The sequence below is a fragment of the Pseudomonadota bacterium genome, assembly GCA_027624955.1.
In the GTDB taxonomy this organism is placed as follows: Bacteria; Pseudomonadota; Alphaproteobacteria; order UBA828; family UBA828; genus PTKB01.
In genome coordinates, this window is the sequence record JAQBTG010000013.1 from 30,636 (window position 1) to 51,505 (window position 20,870).

The 20,870-nt window shown below is 61.8% G+C and carries 13 protein-coding genes and 1 pseudogene; 7 read left to right on the forward strand and 7 right to left on the reverse strand.

Going from position 1 to position 20,870, the window contains the following annotated elements; genetic code table 11:
• Positions 1 to 245: 245 nt before the first annotated feature.
• From metF to O3A94_06945, 3 genes and pseudogenes are all read left to right on the forward strand, one after another.
• Positions 246 to 1,106, forward strand: a complete 861-nt coding sequence (gene metF / locus O3A94_06935; protein MDA1355988.1) for a methylenetetrahydrofolate reductase [NAD(P)H] — start codon at positions 246 to 248, stop codon at positions 1,104 to 1,106.
• A pseudogene (gene metH, locus O3A94_06940) lies at positions 1,103 to 4,827 on the forward strand (methionine synthase). Before metF ends, metH begins: the two are co-directional and overlap by 4 nt.
• A gap of 37 nt (positions 4,828 to 4,864) precedes the next feature.
• Positions 4,865 to 5,617, forward strand: a complete 753-nt coding sequence (locus O3A94_06945; GenBank protein ID MDA1355989.1) for an SDR family oxidoreductase — start codon at positions 4,865 to 4,867, stop codon at positions 5,615 to 5,617.
• A 93-nt stretch (positions 5,618 to 5,710) separates the two neighbouring features.
• On the opposite strand, the gene O3A94_06950 is transcribed toward O3A94_06945, so the two are convergent.
• From O3A94_06950 to O3A94_06980, 7 genes are all read right to left on the reverse strand, one after another.
• Complete coding sequence (locus O3A94_06950; GenBank protein ID MDA1355990.1) at positions 5,711 to 7,450, reverse strand: hydantoinase B/oxoprolinase family protein; 1,740 nt, start codon at positions 7,448 to 7,450, stop codon at positions 5,711 to 5,713.
• On the reverse strand, positions 7,447 to 9,483 hold the full coding sequence (locus tag O3A94_06955) for a hydantoinase/oxoprolinase family protein (protein MDA1355991.1): 2,037 nt from the start codon (positions 9,481 to 9,483) through the stop codon (positions 7,447 to 7,449). The genes O3A94_06950 and O3A94_06955 overlap by 4 nt, the downstream gene beginning before the upstream one ends.
• Positions 9,480 to 10,349 (reverse strand): UPF0280 family protein, encoded by an 870-nt coding sequence (locus O3A94_06960; GenBank protein ID MDA1355992.1) that lies wholly within the window; start codon positions 10,347 to 10,349, stop codon positions 9,480 to 9,482. Before O3A94_06960 ends, O3A94_06955 begins: the two co-directional genes overlap by 4 nt.
• Positions 10,346 to 11,797 carry a 6-hydroxynicotinate reductase gene (locus O3A94_06965; GenBank protein MDA1355993.1) on the reverse strand — a complete coding sequence of 484 codons (1,452 nt, stop codon included), beginning with the start codon at positions 11,795 to 11,797 and terminating at the stop codon, positions 10,346 to 10,348. The genes O3A94_06960 and O3A94_06965 overlap by 4 nt, the downstream gene beginning before the upstream one ends.
• Complete coding sequence (locus O3A94_06970; GenBank protein MDA1355994.1) at positions 11,787 to 14,537, reverse strand: molybdopterin-dependent oxidoreductase; 2,751 nt, start codon at positions 14,535 to 14,537, stop codon at positions 11,787 to 11,789. Before O3A94_06970 ends, O3A94_06965 begins: the two co-directional genes overlap by 11 nt.
• Positions 14,534 to 15,379, reverse strand: a complete 846-nt coding sequence (locus tag O3A94_06975; protein ID MDA1355995.1) for a xanthine dehydrogenase family protein subunit M — start codon at positions 15,377 to 15,379, stop codon at positions 14,534 to 14,536. Before O3A94_06975 ends, O3A94_06970 begins: the two co-directional genes overlap by 4 nt.
• Positions 15,380 to 15,443: 64 nt before the next feature.
• Complete coding sequence (locus O3A94_06980; GenBank protein MDA1355996.1) at positions 15,444 to 15,890, reverse strand: MarR family winged helix-turn-helix transcriptional regulator; 447 nt, start codon at positions 15,888 to 15,890, stop codon at positions 15,444 to 15,446.
• Between the two features lie 102 nt (positions 15,891 to 15,992).
• On the opposite strand from O3A94_06980, the gene O3A94_06985 reads away from it, so the two are divergent.
• From O3A94_06985 to O3A94_07000, 4 genes are all read left to right on the forward strand, one after another.
• Positions 15,993 to 17,048, forward strand: coding sequence for a tartrate dehydrogenase (locus tag O3A94_06985; protein MDA1355997.1), 1,056 nt, complete (start codon positions 15,993 to 15,995; stop codon positions 17,046 to 17,048).
• Between the two features lie 7 nt (positions 17,049 to 17,055).
• A complete protein-coding gene (locus tag O3A94_06990) occupies positions 17,056 to 18,468 on the forward strand; it encodes an FAD-binding oxidoreductase (GenBank protein MDA1355998.1) in 1,413 nt (470 codons plus the stop codon).
• Between the two features lie 96 nt (positions 18,469 to 18,564).
• The gene (locus tag O3A94_06995) at positions 18,565 to 18,777 is read left to right on the forward strand and encodes a hypothetical protein (GenBank protein ID MDA1355999.1); all 213 of its coding nucleotides are present in this window, start codon (positions 18,565 to 18,567) and stop codon (positions 18,775 to 18,777) included.
• Positions 18,778 to 18,792: 15 nt separating this feature from the next.
• Entirely contained in the window at positions 18,793 to 20,838 is a 2,046-nt protein-coding gene (locus O3A94_07000) for a hydantoinase/oxoprolinase family protein (GenBank protein ID MDA1356000.1), read from the forward strand.
• The last annotated feature ends 32 nt before the right edge of the window (positions 20,839 to 20,870 follow it).

The following is a 20,870-nucleotide window of genomic DNA, read 5'->3' on the forward strand; positions in this document are numbered from 1 at the left end:
CCCAACCATTGACAGAGTTCGAAAAATCCCTATATGTCAACGACATCAAAGCGCCGATTTGACCGACAGTTTGCGGACGCTATAAAAATCCGGCTAAAGCGATGGGCGCCGCCCAGTGATAGCTGGAGCGGTCTTTTTTTGGCTGGCCGGGCATGACCGAAACAAAATCATCATTGGAGAATCCGCCCGCAATTGCGAGCGACCGGCTGGGCGAAGCGGTATGCGCACCGGCGTTAAGCGATATAATGATCAGTTTTGAATTTTTTCCGCCGACCAGCGATAAGATCGCGGAACAATTGTGGAGTGCGATTCTCCGCCTGGCGCCGATCAATCCGGAATTCGTCTCCGTGACTTACGGCGCCGGCGGCAGCACGCGTGAACGCACCTTCGATACCGTGGAGCGAATCATGCGCGATACAGCACTCACCCCGGCGGCGCATTTGACGTGCGTTGGCGATTCGCGCGGCGCGGTGGATGACGCCGCCCGGCGCTATTGGGATGCCGGCGTGCGTCACGTGGTGGCGCTCCGCGGCGACCCGCCCGAGGGCGCAACGAAATTCGAAGCGCCGAAGGACGGCTATGCTTATGCTTCCGACCTTGTGACCGGACTACGGCGCGTCGCCAATTTTGAAATCAGCGTTGCTGCCTACCCGGAAGGCCATCCCGAGGCCGTGAGCTCGGCAAGTGACCTAGACAATCTCAAACGCAAGATCGACGCCGGGGCCAGCCGCGCGATGACGCAGTTCTTTTTCGATGTTGATCTGTTCCTGCGCTTTCGCGACCGTGCCGCCGCCGCCGGCATCGAGGTGCCGATCGTGCCGGGCATCCTGCCGGTGACAAATTACGCGCACCTGATCAATTTCAGCGCGCGTTGCGGCGCCTCGCTGCCGGACTGGCTGGCGCGCTTGTTTGACGGGCTCGACGATGACCCCGATACACGCCGCCTGATCTCGGGCTGGATCGCCATCGAGCAGTGCCGTCGATTGATCGCCCAAGGGGTGCAAAATTTTCATTTTTACACGCTCAACCGGGCCGAGCTGACGCGGGCTATCTGTCACGCGCTCGGCGTTCGCGCGCCGTTGTCGTTGCAGGGAGCAGCCGCATGAGCGAACGCCAAGCACGCGTCCAGATGCTGGATGAGATTGCGGGGCGGCGCATCGTCATTCTCGATGGCGGCATGGGCACGATGATCCAACAGCTCAGCCTGACGGAACAGGATTTTCGCGGCGATCTGCTGCGCGAGCATAATCGCGACCTCAGGGGCAACAACGACTTACTCTCGCTCACTCGGCCCGACGCCATTCGCGCCATACACGAAGCCTATCTAGAAGCCGGCTCCGATATCGTGACCACCAACACGTTCAATTCGACCGCATTGTCGCAAGCCGATTACGGCACCGAGAATCTAGTGCGTGACATGAACATGGCGGCGGCGCGCTTGGCCGTGGATGCGGCGCGTGCTGCCGCGACACCGGGGCGGCCACGCTTCGTCGCCGGCGCTCTCGGCCCGACCAGCAAGACGGCTTCGATCTCGCCGGATGTCAGCGACCCGGCATACCGCGCCGTCACATTTGATGATTTACGCCAAGGTTATTTTCAGGCGGCGGCGGCGCTGATCGAAGGGGGCGTCGATCTTCTGCTGCTCGAAACCGTGTTCGACACGCTGAACGCCAAAGCCGCCATCTTTGCCCTCGAAGAGCTGTTCGCAAAGCTGGGCTACCGCGTTCCGCTCATGGTTTCGGGGACGATCACCGACTTGTCGGGGCGGACCCTCACCGGCCAGACTACCGAAGCGTTTTGGAATTCGGTCCGCCATGCGCGCCCGTTCTCGATCGGCCTCAATTGCGCGCTCGGCGCAGACCACATGCGCCCCTATGTTGCCGAGTTGTCGCGCGTTGCCGACACGCGGGTCTCAGCATACCCCAATGCCGGTCTCCCCAACGAATTCGGCGAATATGACGAAGCGCCCGAACAAACCGCGACGTTCTTGCGCGAATGGGCCGAGACCGGGTTGGTCAATATTCTCGGCGGCTGTTGCGGCACAACGCCCGGACATATCCGTGCCATCGCCGGAGCGGTGGCCGGTGCCGCGCCGCGCGAGATTCCGGTGATGCCACAACATCTACGCCTGTCCGGCCTCGAACCACTGGAGATCCGGGCGTGAACGGTCTGTTCGTCAATATCGGTGAGCGCACCAACGTCGCGGGATCGGCCAAGTTCCGCAAATTGATCATCGCAGGCGATTTCGACGCCGCCGTCGAAATCGCCCGCCAGCAGGTCGAAAACGGCGCCCAGATCATCGACATCAACATGGATGAGGGGCTATTGGATTCGGAAGCGGCGATGGTGCGCTTTCTCAATTTGATTGCCGCCGAGCCGGATATCAGCCGCGTGCCTGTGATGATCGATTCATCCAAATGGTCGGTGATTGAAGCCGGTCTCAAATGCGTGCAGGGCAAAGCGATCGTTAATTCGATCAGCCTCAAGGAAGGCGAAGAGAGTTTCTTGCAGCAGGCTGAACTAGTGCGGCGCTACGGCGCGGCGATGGTGGTCATGGCGTTTGATGAAAAAGGTCAGGCTGATACCGAGGAGCGCAAGTTTGAGATCTGCGCCCGCGCCTATGCACTGTTGACCGAGAAGGTCGGGATTGCACCCGAGGATATCATCTTCGATCCCAATATATTTGCCGTCGCCACCGGCATCGAGGAGCATAATGATTATGGTCGCGCCTTTATCGCCGCGACCCGGCGCATCCGGGAAAATTTGCCCGGTGTGCATGTCTCGGGCGGTCTTTCCAATGTGTCGTTCTCGTTCCGTGGCAATGACCGAGTGCGCGAGGCGATGCATTCGGCGTTCCTCTATCACGCCATCCGCGCCGGCATGGATATGGGCATCGTCAATGCCGGCCAGTTGACGGTCTATGAAGATATTCCGAAGGATTTGCTCGAGCGGGTCGAGGACGTGCTGCTCAACCGCCGCGCGGATGCCACCGACCGCTTACTGGAAGCGGCCAATACCCATCGCGGCGGCGCCAGTGGCAAGAAAGAGGCCGCCGATCTCACATGGCGCGAGCAGGATGTAAATGCGCGTCTCAGCCATGCATTGGTCAACGGCATCGGCGATTTTATCGACGAAGATGTGGAAGAAGCGCGGCAGCAAGCGGAGCGCGCGCTTCATGTCATCGAAGGACCATTGATGAACGGCATGAATATCGTCGGCGACCTGTTCGGCGCCGGCAAGATGTTCCTGCCACAGGTGGTCAAGAGCGCGCGGGTGATGAAAAAAGCCGTCGCCATTCTCATTCCCTATATGGAGGACGAGGATCACGGCGGGGTGCAGACCAAGGCCGGAAAAATCCTGATGGCGACGGTCAAGGGCGATGTGCACGACATCGGCAAGAACATCGTCGGCGTGGTGCTGCAATGTAACAATTACGAAGTGATCGACCTTGGCGTTATGACGCCGGTCACCAAGATCATCGATGCGGCGCGGCGTGAGAAGGTTGATATTATCGGTCTCTCCGGCCTGATCACGCCGAGCCTAGATGAAATGTGCACCGTGGCGGCGGAGATGGAGCGCGAAGGGCTGGATTTGCCGCTCCTCATCGGCGGCGCCACAACCAGCCGCCTGCATACGGCGGTCAAGGTAGCGCCGCGCTATCACGGCACTGTCATCCAAGTGCCCGACGCCTCCAAGGCAGTCGGCGTGGTCGGCAATCTTCTGTCCGCCAACCGCCGGCGCGAATATGAAACGACGGTACGCGAAAGCTACGAGCGTATCCGCGAAGGCTATCAACGCGGCCAAAAACGCGACGACCGAGTGCCCTATGCGACGGCGCGCCGCAACCGCCGGGCGCTCGATTGGCACGGCTATAAAGCGACGCGTCCCGCCTTTCTCGGCGCTAAGCCGGTCGATAATTTTGCCTTGGCTGAGCTCGAACCGCTGATCGATTGGACGCCGTTTTTCCGGACCTGGGATCTGGTCGGAAAATATCCGCGTATTCTAGAAGATGAGGTCGTCGGCGAGGCAGCGCGCGAAGTGTTCGGTGACGCGCGCGACATGTTGAAGCGCATCGTCGCGGAAAAATGGTTGAGCGCGCGCGGCGTCATCGGCTTTTGGCCGGCCAATAGCGTGCGCGACGACGATGTCGCCGTCTATGGCAATGAGGCGCGCGGCGAACCTATCGAGATGCTGCATTTCCTGCGCCAACAAATGCCGCGCGACAAAGGCCGAGCCAATATGTCGCTGGCGGATTTCATCGCGCCGCAAGAGAGCGGCGTCGCCGACTATATCGGCGCCTTCGCCGTGTCAGTCGGCGCCGAAGTGGACGCCATCGCAACGCGCTACGAAAATGCCAACGACGATTACAACTCGATCATGATCAAGGCGCTGGCTGACCGTCTCGCCGAGGCATTCGCCGAACGCCTGCATCAGCTCGTGCGCACCGAACATTGGGGCTATGCCAAAGACGAGGCGCTCGACAATGAAGGGTTGATCGCCGAGGCCTATGCCGGCATCCGCCCGGCGCCAGGCTATCCGTCCTGTCCCGATCATACCGAAAAGGGCACGCTGTTTACGCTGCTCGAGGCCACGGATCGCGCCGGTATCGAATTGACAGAAAGTTACGCCATGCGTCCGGCTGCCTCGGTCAGCGGGTTCTATTTCAGCCACCCAGAATCGAGCTATTTCGGGCTCGGCAAGATCGAGCGCGACCAGATTGAGGACTATGCCCGGCGCAAGCACATCGCACCGCAAGAGGCCGAGCGTTGGCTCGCGCCCAATCTCGCTTATGAGCCGCAGGTGCCGGAAACGGGTGCTACAAACTAACCACTGACATCAAGAGAATAGAGGAGAGCGATACGCTATGGATTGGAGCACGGATTTTTCTGGCAAGAGCGCATTTGTCACCGGCGCCGGCGGTGGCATGGGCTTAGCCGCGGCAACCAGCCTGCTGCAAGCAGGCGCGGACGTCACGCTCTTTGATCTCAAAGAAGCGCCGGATGGGTTGCCAAAAGGGGCGCGCTATATCCAGGGCGACGCCAGCGATAATGCCGCTGTGGCCGCTGCCATCGGCGCCCAGGCCAAGGCCGCCGGGCGGCTCGATTTTCTCATCAATGCGGCCGGAGTGCTGTGGTTCGAGCGCGATAAATCAGCGGTCGATATCGATCTAGATCTGTGGGATCAGGTGTTCGCCATCAATCTCAAATCGGTCGTGCATACGGTGCGCCACGCGGTGCCGCTGATGAAGCAGACAGGCGGCGGCGCGATGGTGCATATTTCCACCATCCAATGCCTGCGCGGCGACACCCAGCCGCAGGACGCTTATCAAGCCTCCAAGGCCGGCATGGTGGCGCTGTCGAAGTCCGTCGCCATTCAGTTCGCTGCTGACAACATCCGCTCCAACGTGATCTTTCCCGGCCCCACCCTGTCGCCGATGCAGCAGCGCTGGTACGACGATCCCGCCAAGGGCGAGATGATTGCAGATTATGTGCCGCTGAAACGTCTCGGAACGCCGCAAGATATGGCCAATGCCTGTCTTTTTCTGCTGTCGAACGCAGCCGCCTTCGTGACCGGCACCGAATTGACGGTGGATGGCGGCATGACGGCAATGCCTTGATTTAGTTTTTCCCTCAAGCGCCGGGCGGCCGCGCTTGCCGGAATGCAAAGTGCATTCCGGAGGTGGTGCCGCTTTGGGAGAGTCTTTGTGGGTTTATTCGGACGCCTTCGCGCTGCGCAATATCGCTGTAGCGTCGGCGTCAACGTCAAGCGAGGCTGCCGTCAGCACGACGGCGAATAGGGTTTTGGCTTCCTCCGGCGAATAATAGCCGCGCTGTACGTCCCGTCGGACTCGCTCCGGGTCGCGTGCACGCGCGTTGCCGTAGCCGCCGCCGCCCGGTGTCGAGATGTGGACACATTCCCCGGCGGCGAGCGTGATGTCCTGATCCTTGGAGAGATGCGGCGGGTGATAGACGCCATCTGCGCGTTCGACACTGACCCGATTGACGCCGCCGGGAGCGCCGCCGGCCATGCCGTTCGGACCGACGCGGCCATGATCCATCACCATCGAGGCGCGCGCCGTACCACGCCGCAGGCGCACGGTGTAATTAATGCCAAAGCCGCCGCGATATTCGCCGGCGCCGCCCGAGCCTTCATGTAGAGAATATTCGTCGAACAGTACTGGATAGCGTTGTTCAAGCACTTCGACGGGCTGCGATTTCGAGATACCGATAGTCGAACAGCCGTTGGTGAGGCCATCGCCCTGCGGCGAGCCGCCATAGCCGCCGCCGGTAAAAAAATAAAGCACATAGGGGCGCTCGCGCGCAGGGTCGTAACCGCCAAGGGCAAAATTTCCTGACGTGCCGGCCGGCGCGGCGAACAAGCGCTCGGGGATCGCCTTGGCGAGCGCATCGAACACCGCCTCGGCGATGCGCTGGCTTACTTCCGCCGCGCAGCCTGATACCGGACGGGGGTATTTCGCATAGAGAAACGTGCCGTCAGGATCGGTGATATGGAGCGGCTCAAAAGTGCCCGCATTGATCGGCACTTCCGGGAAGATATGCTTCATAGCCAGGTAAATGGAGGATTTGGTGGTGGCGAGCACGCTGTTCATCGGCCCTTGGCAGGGCGGGCTTGAGCTCGACAAATCGAAATAAAGCTCGCCATCTTGTTTGGTTATTTTCAGGTCGACCTTGAGCGGCTCGTTCACCACGCCGTCTGAATCGACGTAGGACAGACCTTGATAGACGCCGTCCGGGATGGTGCCGATGCGGGCGCGCATTTGCCGCGCGGCGCGGGTGCGCATCTCCTTGATCACCGCGTTCACCAGATCGACGCCGTATTTATCGAGCAATGCAGTAAGGCGGCGCTCGCCGACAAAAAGCGCTGCCGATTGCGCCTTGATATCGCCTATGCGCTGGTCGGCGATGCGCATATTGGAAAGGAAGATCGAGAGAATTTCTTGATCTAGGACACCTTTTTTATAGAGCTTCACCGGTGGAAAACGCAGGCCTTCTTGCTCGACCTCGGTGGCGTGAGCGGAAAAGCCACCCGGCACCATGCCGCCGGTATCCGGCCAATGGCCGGTGTTGGAGAGCCAGGCAAACAGCTCGCCCTGGTAATAAAACGGCATGTGGAAGCGCACATCCATCAGATGGGTGCCGCCGAGATAAGGATCGTTGACGGCAAAAATATCGCCGGGCCAAATTTCGGGTGCGCGTTCGATGACGGTACGGGTGGAGAATTGCATGGTGCCGACAAACACCGGCAGGCCGAGTTCGCCCTGGGCGATGAGCGAACCGTCTTCCTTGGAATAGATGCCGTCTGAGCGGTCAAGCGCTTCCGATATCACTGGGCTGAAGGCCGAGCGCACGAAGGCCAAATCCATCTCGTTGCAGACCTGTTGCAGGCCGCTTTGCACCACCGAAAGGGTGACGGGATCGATCGCGCTCATGGTGCCACCTCGATCACCAAATTGCCGAGACCATCCAGCGTCACGCGATTGCCCGGCTCGACGACGATGGTGCAATCCATTTGCTCGATGATGGCGGGGCCATCGAGCACCATGTCGGCGGGCAAAAGGTGGCGCTGATAAATCGGCGTTTCGTGCGCCTCTCCGGCAAACCAGACAGCGCGTTGGCCGCGCCGCGCATCTGCCAAGGAGCCATTGTCGCTGGCCGCAGCCAGGGCTTCCAGGGGAGCGCCCGGCCGGCGCCCGATTACGGCGGTGTGGAGGCTTACCAGGACGGCGCGGATTTCTTCCAGTTCGACATGAAAGCGATCGAAATAGACGGTCTCGAAGGCAGCCTGTAGCTCCGCCACTTGCACCACCGTTCCGCTCAGTGGAACGGTGAGCAGATGGGTTTGGCCCTCGAACTGCATATCGGCAAAATGGAGGCAATCGATGCTGGTTACGGCGACGCCCTCACGGCGGATGGTCGCCCGACCTTCCGCGATTTGCGCCTCGAGAATGGCGTGCGCCTCGGCGACATCGAGAACCGAAAGCGGCGCGTTCAGGGTATTCACATAGTCATGGCGCAAATCGGCGGTAATGCAGCCGATGGCGTTCGTGATACCAGGGCGCGCCGGTATCAGCACGCGCGGGATGCTCAATTCACGCGCCAGGGCGGCGGCGTGCATTGGCCCGGCGCCACCGAACGCGAACAGGGTGAAATCACGCGGGTCATGACCGCGCGCCAGGGTCACCATGCGGATGGCGCCGGCCATGCGATCGTTGCCGATGGCGATGATCGCCGCCGCCGCCTGTTCGAGCCCGAGGCCGAGCGGTTGGCAAATCTCCTGGTTAATCGCATCGCGCACAGCGTCGAGCGGCGCGTCGCCGGCAACGCCGAGAAGACCGGCCGGATCGAGCCGCCCGAGCAACAGGTTGGCATCGGTAATGGTCGGGCGTGTGCCGCCGCGGCCGTAACAGATTGGCCCCGGCTGGGCGCCGGCGCTCTCGGGTCCGACCTGCAACATGCCGGCCTCATTGACGAAGGCGATCGAACCGCCGCCGGCGCCGATGGTATGCACGTCTACCATCGGCACATGAATCGGCATGGCGTATTCGAGCTCCATCTCGGAGGTCACATCGGGCACGCCGCCCTGCACCAAACCGACATCGCAACTGGTACCGCCGGTATCGAAGGTAATGAGATTGTCGATACCAGTAGCGCGCGCCGTGGCCGCCGCCGCCATGACGCCTGACGCGGGACCGGACATCACCGTCTTCACCGCCGCTTCGGCGGCGATGCCAGAAGAGACGCTGCCGCCATTGCCTTGCATGACCAAAAGGTCGTGGCGAAAGCCGCCATCGGCCAGTTGGCGCCGTAGATTCACAAGATAGCGTTGCAACACCGGCTGCACGCAAGCGTTCACCGTGGCCGTCACGCCACGCTCATATTCGCGGTATTCGGACAAGATGGCATGGCCCGCCGTGATGTATTCATTGGGCCACAGCTCTTGCGCGATTTCCACCGCGCGGCGCTCATGCGTCGGATTGCGGTAGCTGTGGAGAAAATGCACGACCAGCGATTCGCAGCCCGCCGCGATGAGGGCGCGCACCGCTGTGCGCATCAATTCCTCGTCCAAGGGCGTTAGAATATTCCCGTCGGCATCCATGCGCTCGGCCACCTCTAGCCGCAATTCGCGCGGTACGAGAGGGATGAATTGACCGATCAAACCATAGGGCTGTGGGCGGGTGCGGCGGCCGAGTTCGAGCACGTCACGGAAGCCCTTGGTGGTGATCATCCCGCATTTGCTGAGCTTGCGTTCCAGCAGGGCATTGGTGGTGGTAGTGGTGCCGTGACTGATATTGGCAACCGAAGCCAGCTCGACGCTGGCCTCGGCCAGAGCCGCCATAAATCCCTCCGCCTGATTGCCGGGCGTGGTCGGCACCTTGGCGATGCGCACATCGCCGCCCGGCTCCATATAAACGAGATCGGTGAAGGTACCACCGACATCGACGCCAACAATCGCGCCGCTCACGCGACACCTCGCGCGGCCGATAGACGGGCCTCGGCAGTTAGCGTAATCACCCGGCCCTGAAGCGAGAGGTAGGCACTGAAAATGTGCCCCTTGGCCTGTATGACACTGGCGTGAGCGAGGCCGGCGGCAAGTGCTCGTTCAACCGCATCATCGGGCAATTCACCGACCGCGACGGTCACCGGAAGATCGCCAAGGTCGCTGTCATCGGAGAGCGTGTTGGCCGGCGCGCGCCTGATTGCCGGATGATCCACATCGACCCTATTGGCAATCAGCGTGGCGGCAACATCGGCCTCGGCAGCGGAGCGCGCCAGCACGGTGACAGCATCGGCGATGCCAAGAGAATGCGAGCGCCCACGCCAGCCAGAGGTCGCGAGGCCGCGCACCGGCATGTTCTGCGCGAGCCGCACCCGCGCATCGATGGCCGGCGCATCGGCATCATCGACGATACCGGCATCAAAAGACTGGCCAGTGGCGAGATGAATGGCGATATCACCGCCGTTGTTGATATAGACCCGGCTCAGATCGCGCCCCGCGACCAGTGCACCAAGCACGTCATCTGCGACCGCGCCCGCCACCGCCGCCATCGGCGTCACGAAGGCATCCCGATGCGGCCACACCGCAGCCACCATGCGCCGCGCCACGGCGCCGTTGAGGAGCGGCCGCGCCGCGCCGACGGGCGCGCGCAGGCGCGGCAATTCTGTGACCAGTTCATCGAGAATTGTGGCGAAGCGCACCCCTGCCTGTGAATAGGCCACCATGACTTCGGCTTCGTCACCTTCCGCCAGGGCAACAATATCGATGGGGCCATGATTGAGATGCAGCCGCCGGCCATCGGCCAACAGCGCGATTTGTGCCGCGCCGGTCACGCGCCGCTGCCTACTGGCCAGGGGTTGGCGTCGTTCCACGCGTCGACGCGCATGTTGCCGCCCTGCCCCGGCACCTGGTCGAGCCCGACAATGGCCGAGACATGGCCACCGAGCGCTGCGTAATCCTCGCGAGTCAAAGTAAACTCGATGGGCGCTACCAGTGCCGGCGTGGGCACATAGCCAAAAGAATTTTGCGGCATGCGGGTGACATCAACCATCAGAGTGATACCGCCACCCGGCCAAATGTAGACCGGCGCGCCGCCGCAGGTGACGCGCGTCAGCGCCGCTTTTACCGATTTGGTGAGGCGCACCGGATTCTCGGTCACCCCGGCGCGGAGACTGCCGCCCGCGCCGGCCATGAACAGCACCGTTGAGAGCGCCGGTTCGCAGTTCTCGGCGATGCGCGCCACCACCGTTTCGATTGCTTCCGGCACATCTCGGGGCACGGGCTTTAAATCATCGTCGAGCACATACCAGGCGGCATCCTCGCCGGTGGTGGAAACCATGTGGAGACGCAGACCCGGCCAGGCTTTCTTGGGGTCGATACGCTCGATGATATCCAACGGGTCGTCGACATCCGTGCCGCCCCAGCCCGAGCCGTGCCCGGCAACCTGGAAATAGCGACCCGGCGTCGAACGCCGCCCGCGCACGCGGATACCGGCCGGCGGCACACCGAGAAATTGTCCGGCCATATGCTCGCTCATCACGCCGGTAATATGATCGTCCACCACGATCACCTCATCGGCATGGCCAAACCATTGTTGGGCGAACATGCCCATTGCGGCGGAACCGCAGCCGACGCGCATGCGCTTTTCCTGCTCGCCGTCGACGATCGGTGCAGCGCCCGCCTGCACCACAACAGAAGAGCCGTCATCGACGCTAAGTTCCACCGCCTCACCATTGCACATGGCCAGGAGCGCCGCACAAGTAACCGTGCCCTCCCGCTTGGAGCCGCCGGTAAAATGGCGCACGCCGCCGAGGGAGAGCATCTGCGAGCCATATTCCGCTGTGGTGACATGGCCGATCGGCTCGCCCTGGCAGCGCACGATGGCTTGCTCGGGACCGAGATAACGGTCGGTATCGACTTTCACCTTGACGCCGCAATAGCTGAAAATGCCTTCCGAGACGACGGTGACCATATCGACGCCATCGATTTCAGCGGAAATAATAAAGGGCGCCGGTTTGTAATCCGGATAGGTGGTGCCAGAGCCGAGACCGGTGACGAAACTATCGCCCGGCGTCAACATCTCGCCTGACCATGCTTGGCTACTCTCCATGAACGGCAACAGCTTGTCCGAGCGGCTGGCGACGAGAAGCGGGTCTACACGGGTAAGCTTGCCGTCGACATTGGCATAGCGATCGCAGGCGCCGGCCTTGCCTTCGCGGATACGGCACAGCACCGGGCAAGCATCGCAGCGGATGACATCGCTGACGGTTTCAGCCACCATTTTGCGACTTATTGTTGCTCTGGGCCAAAATTGCCGCGCGCACGCGGTGCGGCAGCGCCGGAGCGCGGGTGAGACGGATGCCGGTGGCATGGCGGATAGCGCCGAAGATCGCCGGCGCAGTGGGGATCAATCCCGGCTCGCCAACGCCTTTGGCGCCGTAGGGGCCGAGCGGCTCTTCCTCCTCGACAACCAGCACTTCGATTTCGGGCATGTCGCCGATTGTTGGAATCAGATAATCGTGCAGATTGTCGCTCCGCCCCGGCACATATTCTTCCATCAACGCGAAGCCGAGCCCCTGGGCGATGCCGCCTTGCACTTGGCCTTCCACTTGAATCGGATTGATGGCGCGCCCGACATCATGCGCGGCGGTGATTTTCAGCACCTTGGTGGTGCCCAATTCCATATCCACTTCGACCGTGGCGATCTGGGCGGCGAAGCCATACGTGGCGTAGGGCGAGCCCTGACCGTTCTCATCCAATGGGACCGTCGGCGGGTCGAACGTGCCATTCCCTTCGAGGACGGCCCCATCGCCGCCAGCGGAAAGAGTGGAAAGGTCAATTTGATGACGCTCAGCGCCATCGCGCACGGTGACGATATGGCCGGTCAGCTCGATTGCGGAATCGGGGCCGGCATTCGCGTGGCGCAATATGTTCTGGCGCAGATCCTCGCCGGCCAGCTGCGCCGCCTTGCCGGACACGAAAGTTTGGCGCGACGCAGAAGTTTTACCGGCATCTGCTGTCAGGTCGGTATCGCCGACAACCTGCTTCATCTGTGCCACTGGTAGGCCGAGCCCGTCGGCACAGATTTGCGCAATGATCGTTGTCGAGCCCTGGCCGATATCGACGGCGCCGTTATAGAGCATCAATTCGCCACTCCCATCGAGCGTGACGCGCATGCTGGAGGGGTTGCTGAGCCCGGTATTGCCGATGCCGTACCACATACAGCCGATGCCGGTGCCGCGACGACGCTGGCCGGCGCCGGCATTGAATGCGGCCACTTCTTGCAGCGCGGCGTGCCAATGCGGCTCGAGCAATTCCAGGCACGGCGCGAGGCCGGCGCTAGCTTCCAGCACTTGTCCGGTGCCGGTAGCCTGTCCGGTGCGGAGCGCATTGAGGAGACGAATTTGCAGACGGTCGAGGCCAAGTTTCTCGGCAAGATCATCAAGCATGGTTTCATGGGCGATGGCCGCTTGCGGCACACCGAATCCGCGGAAGGCACCGCAGGAGGGGCCGTTGGTCAACACTGCGCGGCCGGTAGTTTCGACATGCGGCACATGATAGGGGCCCATGGCATGCACCGGGACACGCCCGGCAACGGTCGGCCCCCACGAGGCATAGCCGCCGGTGTTCACGTCGGCATGAAATTTGACCGCCAGCAAACGGCCCTCGGCGTCGCAACCGAAGCGCGCCGTCATGAAAGCCGGGTGCCGCTTGGTCGTGCTCATCATGCTTTCAGGGCGGCTGTAGACGGCGGCGACCGGACGCTTCGTCAGCCAGGCTGCAACGGCGACCAAAGGCTGCACCGAAAGATCGAGCTTGCCGCCAAAGCCGCCGCCGCAGGCTGTCGGGATGATGCGGACATCTTCCTTGGCCAATTTGAGGACGTCTGCCACTTCGTCACGGTCCATGACTGGCGTTTGGGTAGAGACGTGGATTTCTATTCGATCCCCGATGCGACGCGCCCAGCCCGCCTCGGGCTCGATATAGGCATGCTCGACATAAGCGGTTTCAAACTGGCCTTCGGCGATGGCGGCACATGTCTTAAACGCCGCGGCGACATCGCCCTTTTTTACCCGACCCTCGGCGAGGATATTGCCCGGCCGATCGTCATGCAGTTGAAAGGCGCCAGGCGCCATTGCTGAGGCGATATCGAGCATGGCTTTGAGTGGCTCATAAATGATCGGCACGTCGGCATCGCGGATGGCCTCGACGGTAGCGCGCTCTCCAACCAGGGCGACCACGCCTTCACCGCGAAGCCGCACCAAGCCCTCCGCCAGAACCGGCTGGTCCTTGCGGCCGGGCATGATGGCGTAGCGGTTTTCCGGCGAATCCGCCGCGGTCAGCACGCGAGTAAGCCCGGGGTGGGCGGCAACGAAAGCGTCCATATCGCCAAGAGTGAAGCGCGCAAACGCATGCGGTGAACGCACGACGCGGAGCCACAGGGCATCCTCAGGAATCGCGTCAGCGCCATAAGATTCAGCGCCGCTTAGTTTGGCCAAACCATCGAGCTTGGCGAGACGGGCGCCGACCGCGTCGCCTGCCGGCGGCGCAACACCAAGACCTTCGCCGGAAACGTCGAGCACCGCTTCGATGATCTTGAGATAGCCGGTGCAGCGGCAGAGCACGCCGCCGAGCGCATCCTTCACTTGGCTTTCGCTCGGCTCAGGCACACGCGCCAGCAAATCGCTTGCCGCCATCAGCATGCCGGGGGTGCAGATACCGCACTGCGCCGCGCCATGGCGATGAAAGGCCTCTTGTAGTTTGTGCAGCGCCGCGCCATTGGCGAGACCCTCGATCGTCGCCACCTTGCGCCCTTCGGCCTGGGCCAGTGACACCATGCAGGCGCAGACCTGTTCGCCATCGATAAGCACGGTGCAGGCGCCGCAATCGCCAGCATTGCAGCCGATCTTAGTGCCTTTCAGGCCGAGATCGTCGCGCAGCACGTCGGCGAGCCGCTTGACACCGGGCGCGTCCACACTGACGTCGCGTCCGTTGACCGAGAATTGTACGGCCGTGGTCATGCCCGTGCTCCCAATTCGTTCAAGGTCCGGCGCACCAGGGTCAGCGCCGCATCGCGGCGATACGCGGCTGAGCCGCGCAGGTCGTCGAGCGGCGCAAGCGGCGTGAGATGCTGCGGCGCAACTTCTTCTCCAAGTTCAGCGCTGCATAACGTTCCCACCAGCGCCTCTTCCAAAGCCGGCAAACGGCAAGCAACTTCCGAGCAGGCGCCTGCGGCGACACGGGCGGCGCTGACCTGGCCGTCCTCGTTGATTTCCAAATTCGCCGCCACCATGACGATGGAGATCACCATATATTTGCGCGCGCCAAGCTTGCGGAAATGCGCGGCGGCGCGGGTTTGGCGCGGTTTGGGAATTATCAACGCCGTCAAAAGCTGGCCCGGCCTGAGCGCCGTTCTGCGCGAGCCCTGAATGAATTGTTCGAGCGCCATATTTTGCACGCCCTGTGCCGACGACAGTTCGAGTGAGGCGCCAAGGCTCAGCAGTGGCGGTACGCCGTCGGCTGCTGGAGAGGCATTGCACAGATTGCCGCCGAGCGTGCCCATATTTTGTATTTGCACGCCGCCGACCTCACGCGACGCCAATTTGAGGCCGTCGAACATCGGCGGCAGATCGGCACGGATGATATCGCTCCAGGTCGTAAGCGCGCCGAAGCGCCAGTGATCGGCAAGGGCTTCGATGCTGCGCAGTTCGCGCAAGGCGCTGATATCGAGCACGTCTTCGTCGAGTGCGCGATCGACCCGCGCGGGATAAAAATCGGTGCCGCCGGCAAGCACGCTCCAAGGCGCGCCGTCCAGCGCGTCTAATGCCGAATTCAGTGTTGCGGGGCGTAAATATTCAGCCATCTGCCCTCCCAGCTAACGCGGCAAAATCATATGTACACGTATGATAATCGTCAAGCGGCGGCCCTCAGATCAAGCGCTTCAGGAGGCGCAGAAACTGTCTCTGCTCGGTCGAGGACAAAGGCTTTAATATCTCCCCGCTTACGTCAAAACCTTGCGGAATCACACTTTGTGCCAGACGCGCGCCCTTAGTGCTCAGACGCAGCAGTATGCGCCGGCCGTCCTCGGGGTCGGCGCGCCCGGTGATTAAACCACGCGCCTTGAGCCGACGGGTGACGCCCTGGATGGTTGCCGGGTCCATCGCCGTCAAACGCCCGAGATAGTTTTGGCTCAGCTCACCCGCATCGGCCAGCTTGGCCACGGCGGCGAATTGCGTCGGCGTGATCTGTGCATCCTGAATACGCGCCAGGAAAATCGCCGTCGCGCGCTGATGGGCACGGCGCAGCAAATGCCCCACTTGGTCTTCCAAGCGGTAGGCGTTTTGCGCCTGCTCTCCAGCTCTGTCGGCGGTCATGCTCTACTGTTTATCATCCTCCGGGAGGGGCGGAAATCGTGAATATCTTGTGTCGCCGGATGAAGCGGGCATAATTCGGGCCGCTCAGTAAAGGAGGCCGCCATGGCTAGCTACAAAATCGCGCTCATTCCGGGAGACGGCATCGGCAAAGAAGTGCTGCCAGAAGCCGTGACCGTATTGGAAAAAATCGGCGGCAAGTTCGGTATTTCTTTCGAGTGGCACGAATTCGATTGGTCGTGCGAGACCTACGCCAAGACCGGTCGCATGATGCCGGAGGACGGCATCGAACAGCTCACGCCGCACGACGCGCTGTTCCTCGGTGCCGTGGGCTATCCGGGTGTCGCCGATCATGTCTCTTTGTGGGGCCTGTTGATCCCGATCCGCCGCGCCTTCCGGCAATATGTCAATTTGCGCCCGATCAAGCTGATGAAGGGCGTCGCTTCGCCGCTTGCAGGGCGCGGTCCCGGCGATATCGATTTCACTATCGTGCGCGAAAACAATGAAGGTGAATATTCTGAGATGGGCGGGCGCATCTATGCCGGCACCGAGCGCGAAATGGTTATCCAGGAAAGCGTGTTCACGCGCGAGGGCGTCGACAAGGTGATGCGTTTTGCTTTTGAGCAGGCCGAAAAACGCCGTGGGCATGTGACGTCAGCGACAAAATCCAACGGCATCATCCATACCATGCCGTACTGGGACGAGCGCTTTGCAGCGATGAAAATGGGCTACCCGGCAATCAAGACCGATCAATTCCATATCGATATTCTGTCGGCCCATTTTGTTCAGCATCCTGATTGGTTCGATGTCGTCGTCGGCAGCAATTTGTTCGGCGATATTCTCTCCGACCTGGGCGCAGCCGTAGTTGGCGGCATGGGCCTCGCGCCGGCGGCCAACATCAATCCGGAAAAGGAATATCCGTCGATGTTCGAGCCGGTGCATGGCTCGGCGCCGGATATCGCCGGGCAGAACATCGCCAATCCGATCGCGCAAATTTGGACCGGCGCGATGATGCTCGATCATCTCGGCCACGAGGATGCCGGCAAGGCGATTACCGACGCGATCGAAGCCGTACTCGCCGAAGGTGCCAATTTGACCCGCGATTTGGGTGGCACGGCGACGACGCAACAACTGGCCAAAACCATCATCGACGCGCTCTGAGTCGACGATGGCGGCGCGGCAAAATAGCCACTGGCTCGGCGAGGCAATCGCCCAAGGAGAGGAAGAATGTCCGTCACTCATAGGTGACATGAGCGCCGATGTTTGTATCGTCGGCGGCGGCTTCACCGGGTTGTGGACGGCGCTCAACCTCAAACAACAAGACCCTGCTCTCGATGTTGTCGTGATCGAGAAGGATGTGTGCGGCGCCGGCGCCAGCGGGCGCAATGGCGGTTTTGTGCTGAGCTGGTGGGCCAAATTTCTCTCGCTTGAGAAAATTTGCGGCGGGGAAGAGGCCGTGCGCCTGGCCACCGCTTCCGCCGATTCGGTGAAAGCCATCGGTGAATTTTGCGCGGCCGAAGGCATCGACGCCCACTATCGTCCCGACGGCTGGCTGTGGTCCGCGACCAACAAGGGGCAGATCGACGGCTGGGAAGGCACGCTGGATGCCGCAGCGCAGTACCAACAATATCCGTTCGAACGCTGGCAGCCGGACGAGGTCGCGGCGCGCTCGGGCTCTAAGCGACATCTGGCTGGAATTTTCGAGCCGGGGACCGCCAGCGTACAGCCGGCGGCCCTGGCGCGCGGCCTCCGGCAAGTAGCCTTGGCCAAGGGCGTACGAATTTACGAAAACACGCCGCTCACACGCCTTGGCGATGGCGCTAAACCTGAAATCACCACACCGAAAGGGCGCGTCAGGGCCGACAAAGTGGTGCTGGCACTCAACGCCTGGGGCATCCGATTCCAGCCCATCCGCCGTGCCATCGTCGTGGTGTCGAGCGACATTGCGGCGACCGAACCGATGCCGGAGCGCCTGGACAAAATCGGCTGGCGCGACGGCATGACGATTTCCGACGGCCGGATGCTGGTGCATTACTATCGCACTACGCGCGACGGGCGCATTGTCTTCGGCAAAGGCGGCATGAACGGCAGCCTGCCCTATGGCGGCAAGGTCGGCACCAAATTGGACGGCCCATCGCCGCTCGGCGAGGATGTCGGGAAGTGGCTTAGCTGGACCTATCCCGAACTCGGCGATGTGCGCATTGCCGGCACCTGGATGGGGCCAATCGATCGCTCCAAATCCGGCCTGCCCTATTTTGGCGCGCTCGACGGCCGGCCCAATGTCTTCTATGCGGTCGGCTATTCAGGCAACGGCGTCGGACCGTCTCATCTCGGCGGCAAAATTCTCGCGTCGCTGGTCCTGGAAAAGAAGGACGAATGGTCTGGGTGCGGATTGGTGCGCCCGCTCGGGCGTGACTTTCCGCCGGAACCGATCCGCTATTTCGGCGGCCAGTTGGTGCGCCGCGCGATTGCGCGAACAGATGCTGCGGCCGATGCCGGGCGCCGCCCGAGCCGCCTCACGCGCTATCTCGCCGGCTTCGCCCCGGCCGGCCTGTCACCGTTCAAGGGCGAGAAACCCTGATTCTGCCCAATTAGGCAATTGAAATGACGGGCCGGCTTGGACATTATTGGCGCCGACTGCGGCGACGCATCAAATGCAAGATAAATGAGGGAAAACATGCGTTTTTCAGACAATGGCTACTACATCGAACGCTACATCAAATGCGATAATTGCGGCGTTCTTCTCTATGAAGACGGGCTCAAGGGCGAAGTGGAGGGCGTAGCCAAATTGTTTTGCACGGACTGGTGCCAACAATGGGCCTCGGCGCGCGCCGCCGGGGTGGACGAGCCACGCATTCCGCTGCCGCGCGAAGGCATTCATAAAACGTAACGCTAGATAATTTCCATGGGCAAAGATGTAAGTATAGACGTCGGCGGCACGTTTACGGATTTCGTCGCCTACGACCGGGACACACGCAAACTCACCGTTTGGAAGACGCTGTCGACACCGGACGATCCCGGAGAAGGCATCGTCGGCGGGCTCGAGCAGGCCGGACCGGCTGGCGAAATCGAGCATCTCCGCTTCGGCACCACCATAGCCACCAATGCGGTGCTTGAGCGCAAAGGCGCGACAGTGGCCTATGTCGCGACGCATGGCTTCCGCGATGTGCCGTTCATCCAGCGCGGCAAGCGCCAGAGCCATTACGACATCACCTGGATCAAATCCAAGCCGTTGATGAAGCGCCGCCATGCCTACGAAGTGGCCGGGCGCATCACCTCGCGCGGCGACGAATATATTCCGCTCGACGAAGCCGGCGTGCGCGACGTGGCGCGGCGAATTGCCAGGGATGGGCGCATCCAGGCGATCGCCGTCTGCCTGCTGTTCTCCTATGTCACGCCGGTGCATGAGCGCCGGGTGAAGGAGATATTCGGCGAGATTTGCCCCGACATTCCGGTGTCTATTTCGTATGACGTGCTGCCCAAATGGAAGGAGCATGAGCGCTCCTCCACGACCCTAGCGGACGCCTATATCAAGCCGCTGGTCAGCGGCCATCTGGCCAGCCTGAGCACGCGTTTTGCCGAACAGGGCGTCAACAAGCGGATCGCCGTGATCAAATCGAACGGCGGCGAAATGACGCTCGAGGCCGCCGCCCAAGCACCAATCCAACTGACCCTCTCCGGCCCCACCGGGGGCGTGGTCGGGGCCAAGCAAATCGCCCGCCTGGCCGGCGTCGATCACCTCGTCACCCTTGATATGGGCGGCACCTCGACCGATGTTTCCACCGTGGTCAATGGGCGCGAGAGCTTCACCACAAGTTTCGAGATTGAGTTCGGTGTGCCGATTCAGATTCCGATGATCGACATCCGCACCATGGGTGCGGGCGGCGGCTCACTGGCCTGGATCGACAAAGGCGGCATGCTGCGCGTGGGCCCCGAAAGCGCCGGTGCGGCGCCCGGCCCGGCGTGCTATGGCCAAGGCGGCTCAGCTGCGACAGTCACTGACGCCAATCTGGTGCTCGGACGCATCAATCCGACAAACTTCCTCGGCGGCCAAATGGCGCTCGATGTGGCGGCGGCGGAAAGCGCAATTGCCAAGGTCGCTGCCGAAATCGATAAATCGCCACAGGAAACGGCGCTCGGCATCGTGCAAATCGCCAACAACAACATGATCGGCGCGCTACGCTCTGTGCTGACCGAGCGCGGCCTCGATCCGCGCGATTTCACCCTGCTAGCTTTCGGCGGCGCGGGGCCGGTGCATATCTCCGATCTGATGCCGCTCGCCAATATTCCGTCCGGCATCGTGCCTAATTATCCCGGCCAATTTTCCGCCTTCGGCTTCACCATGACCGATGCCCGCATTGATGTGGAACGCACGACGCCGATGACCTCAAAGGCGTTCCGGCGCGATCATGCCAATGGAGTGATCGACGATCTGGTGCGCGAATCCACAGCGGCGCTCGGCGACCAGGGCTATAGCGCCACCATCGAAATCTACCGCTCGCTGGAGATGCGCTATTTCGGCCAAAATCATGAGCTCGAAGTGCCGATCGATTTCGAGCATTTCGACGATGCCAGCATTGCCTCAATATGGCAGAGTTTTCACGCCGCCCATAAGGCGCGCTACAATTTCGATATCCCGGGCGAAACTATCGAGCTGATCAGCATCAAAGTGACGGCTATTTCCGTCAGCGAGCGCTTGCAGCTGCCGAAATTGCCGGCGGCGACTTCGCCGCCCGAGCCGATCGACACGCGCTCGGTGATCTTCGACGACGGCGCCCATGACGCCAAGGTTTATGACCGTGCGGCGCTGCTGGACGGCCACCGGCTGCGAGGCCCGGCTTTAATCGAAGAGCCGGCTTCGATCACCGTTATCCGGCCGGGGCAAGATGTCCGCGTCGATACATACGGCAATCTGCTGCTCGGCGATATCGCCAACGCTACAACTTCGTAGCACAAAGCTTCGTAACACAAAGGAGAGCCGCA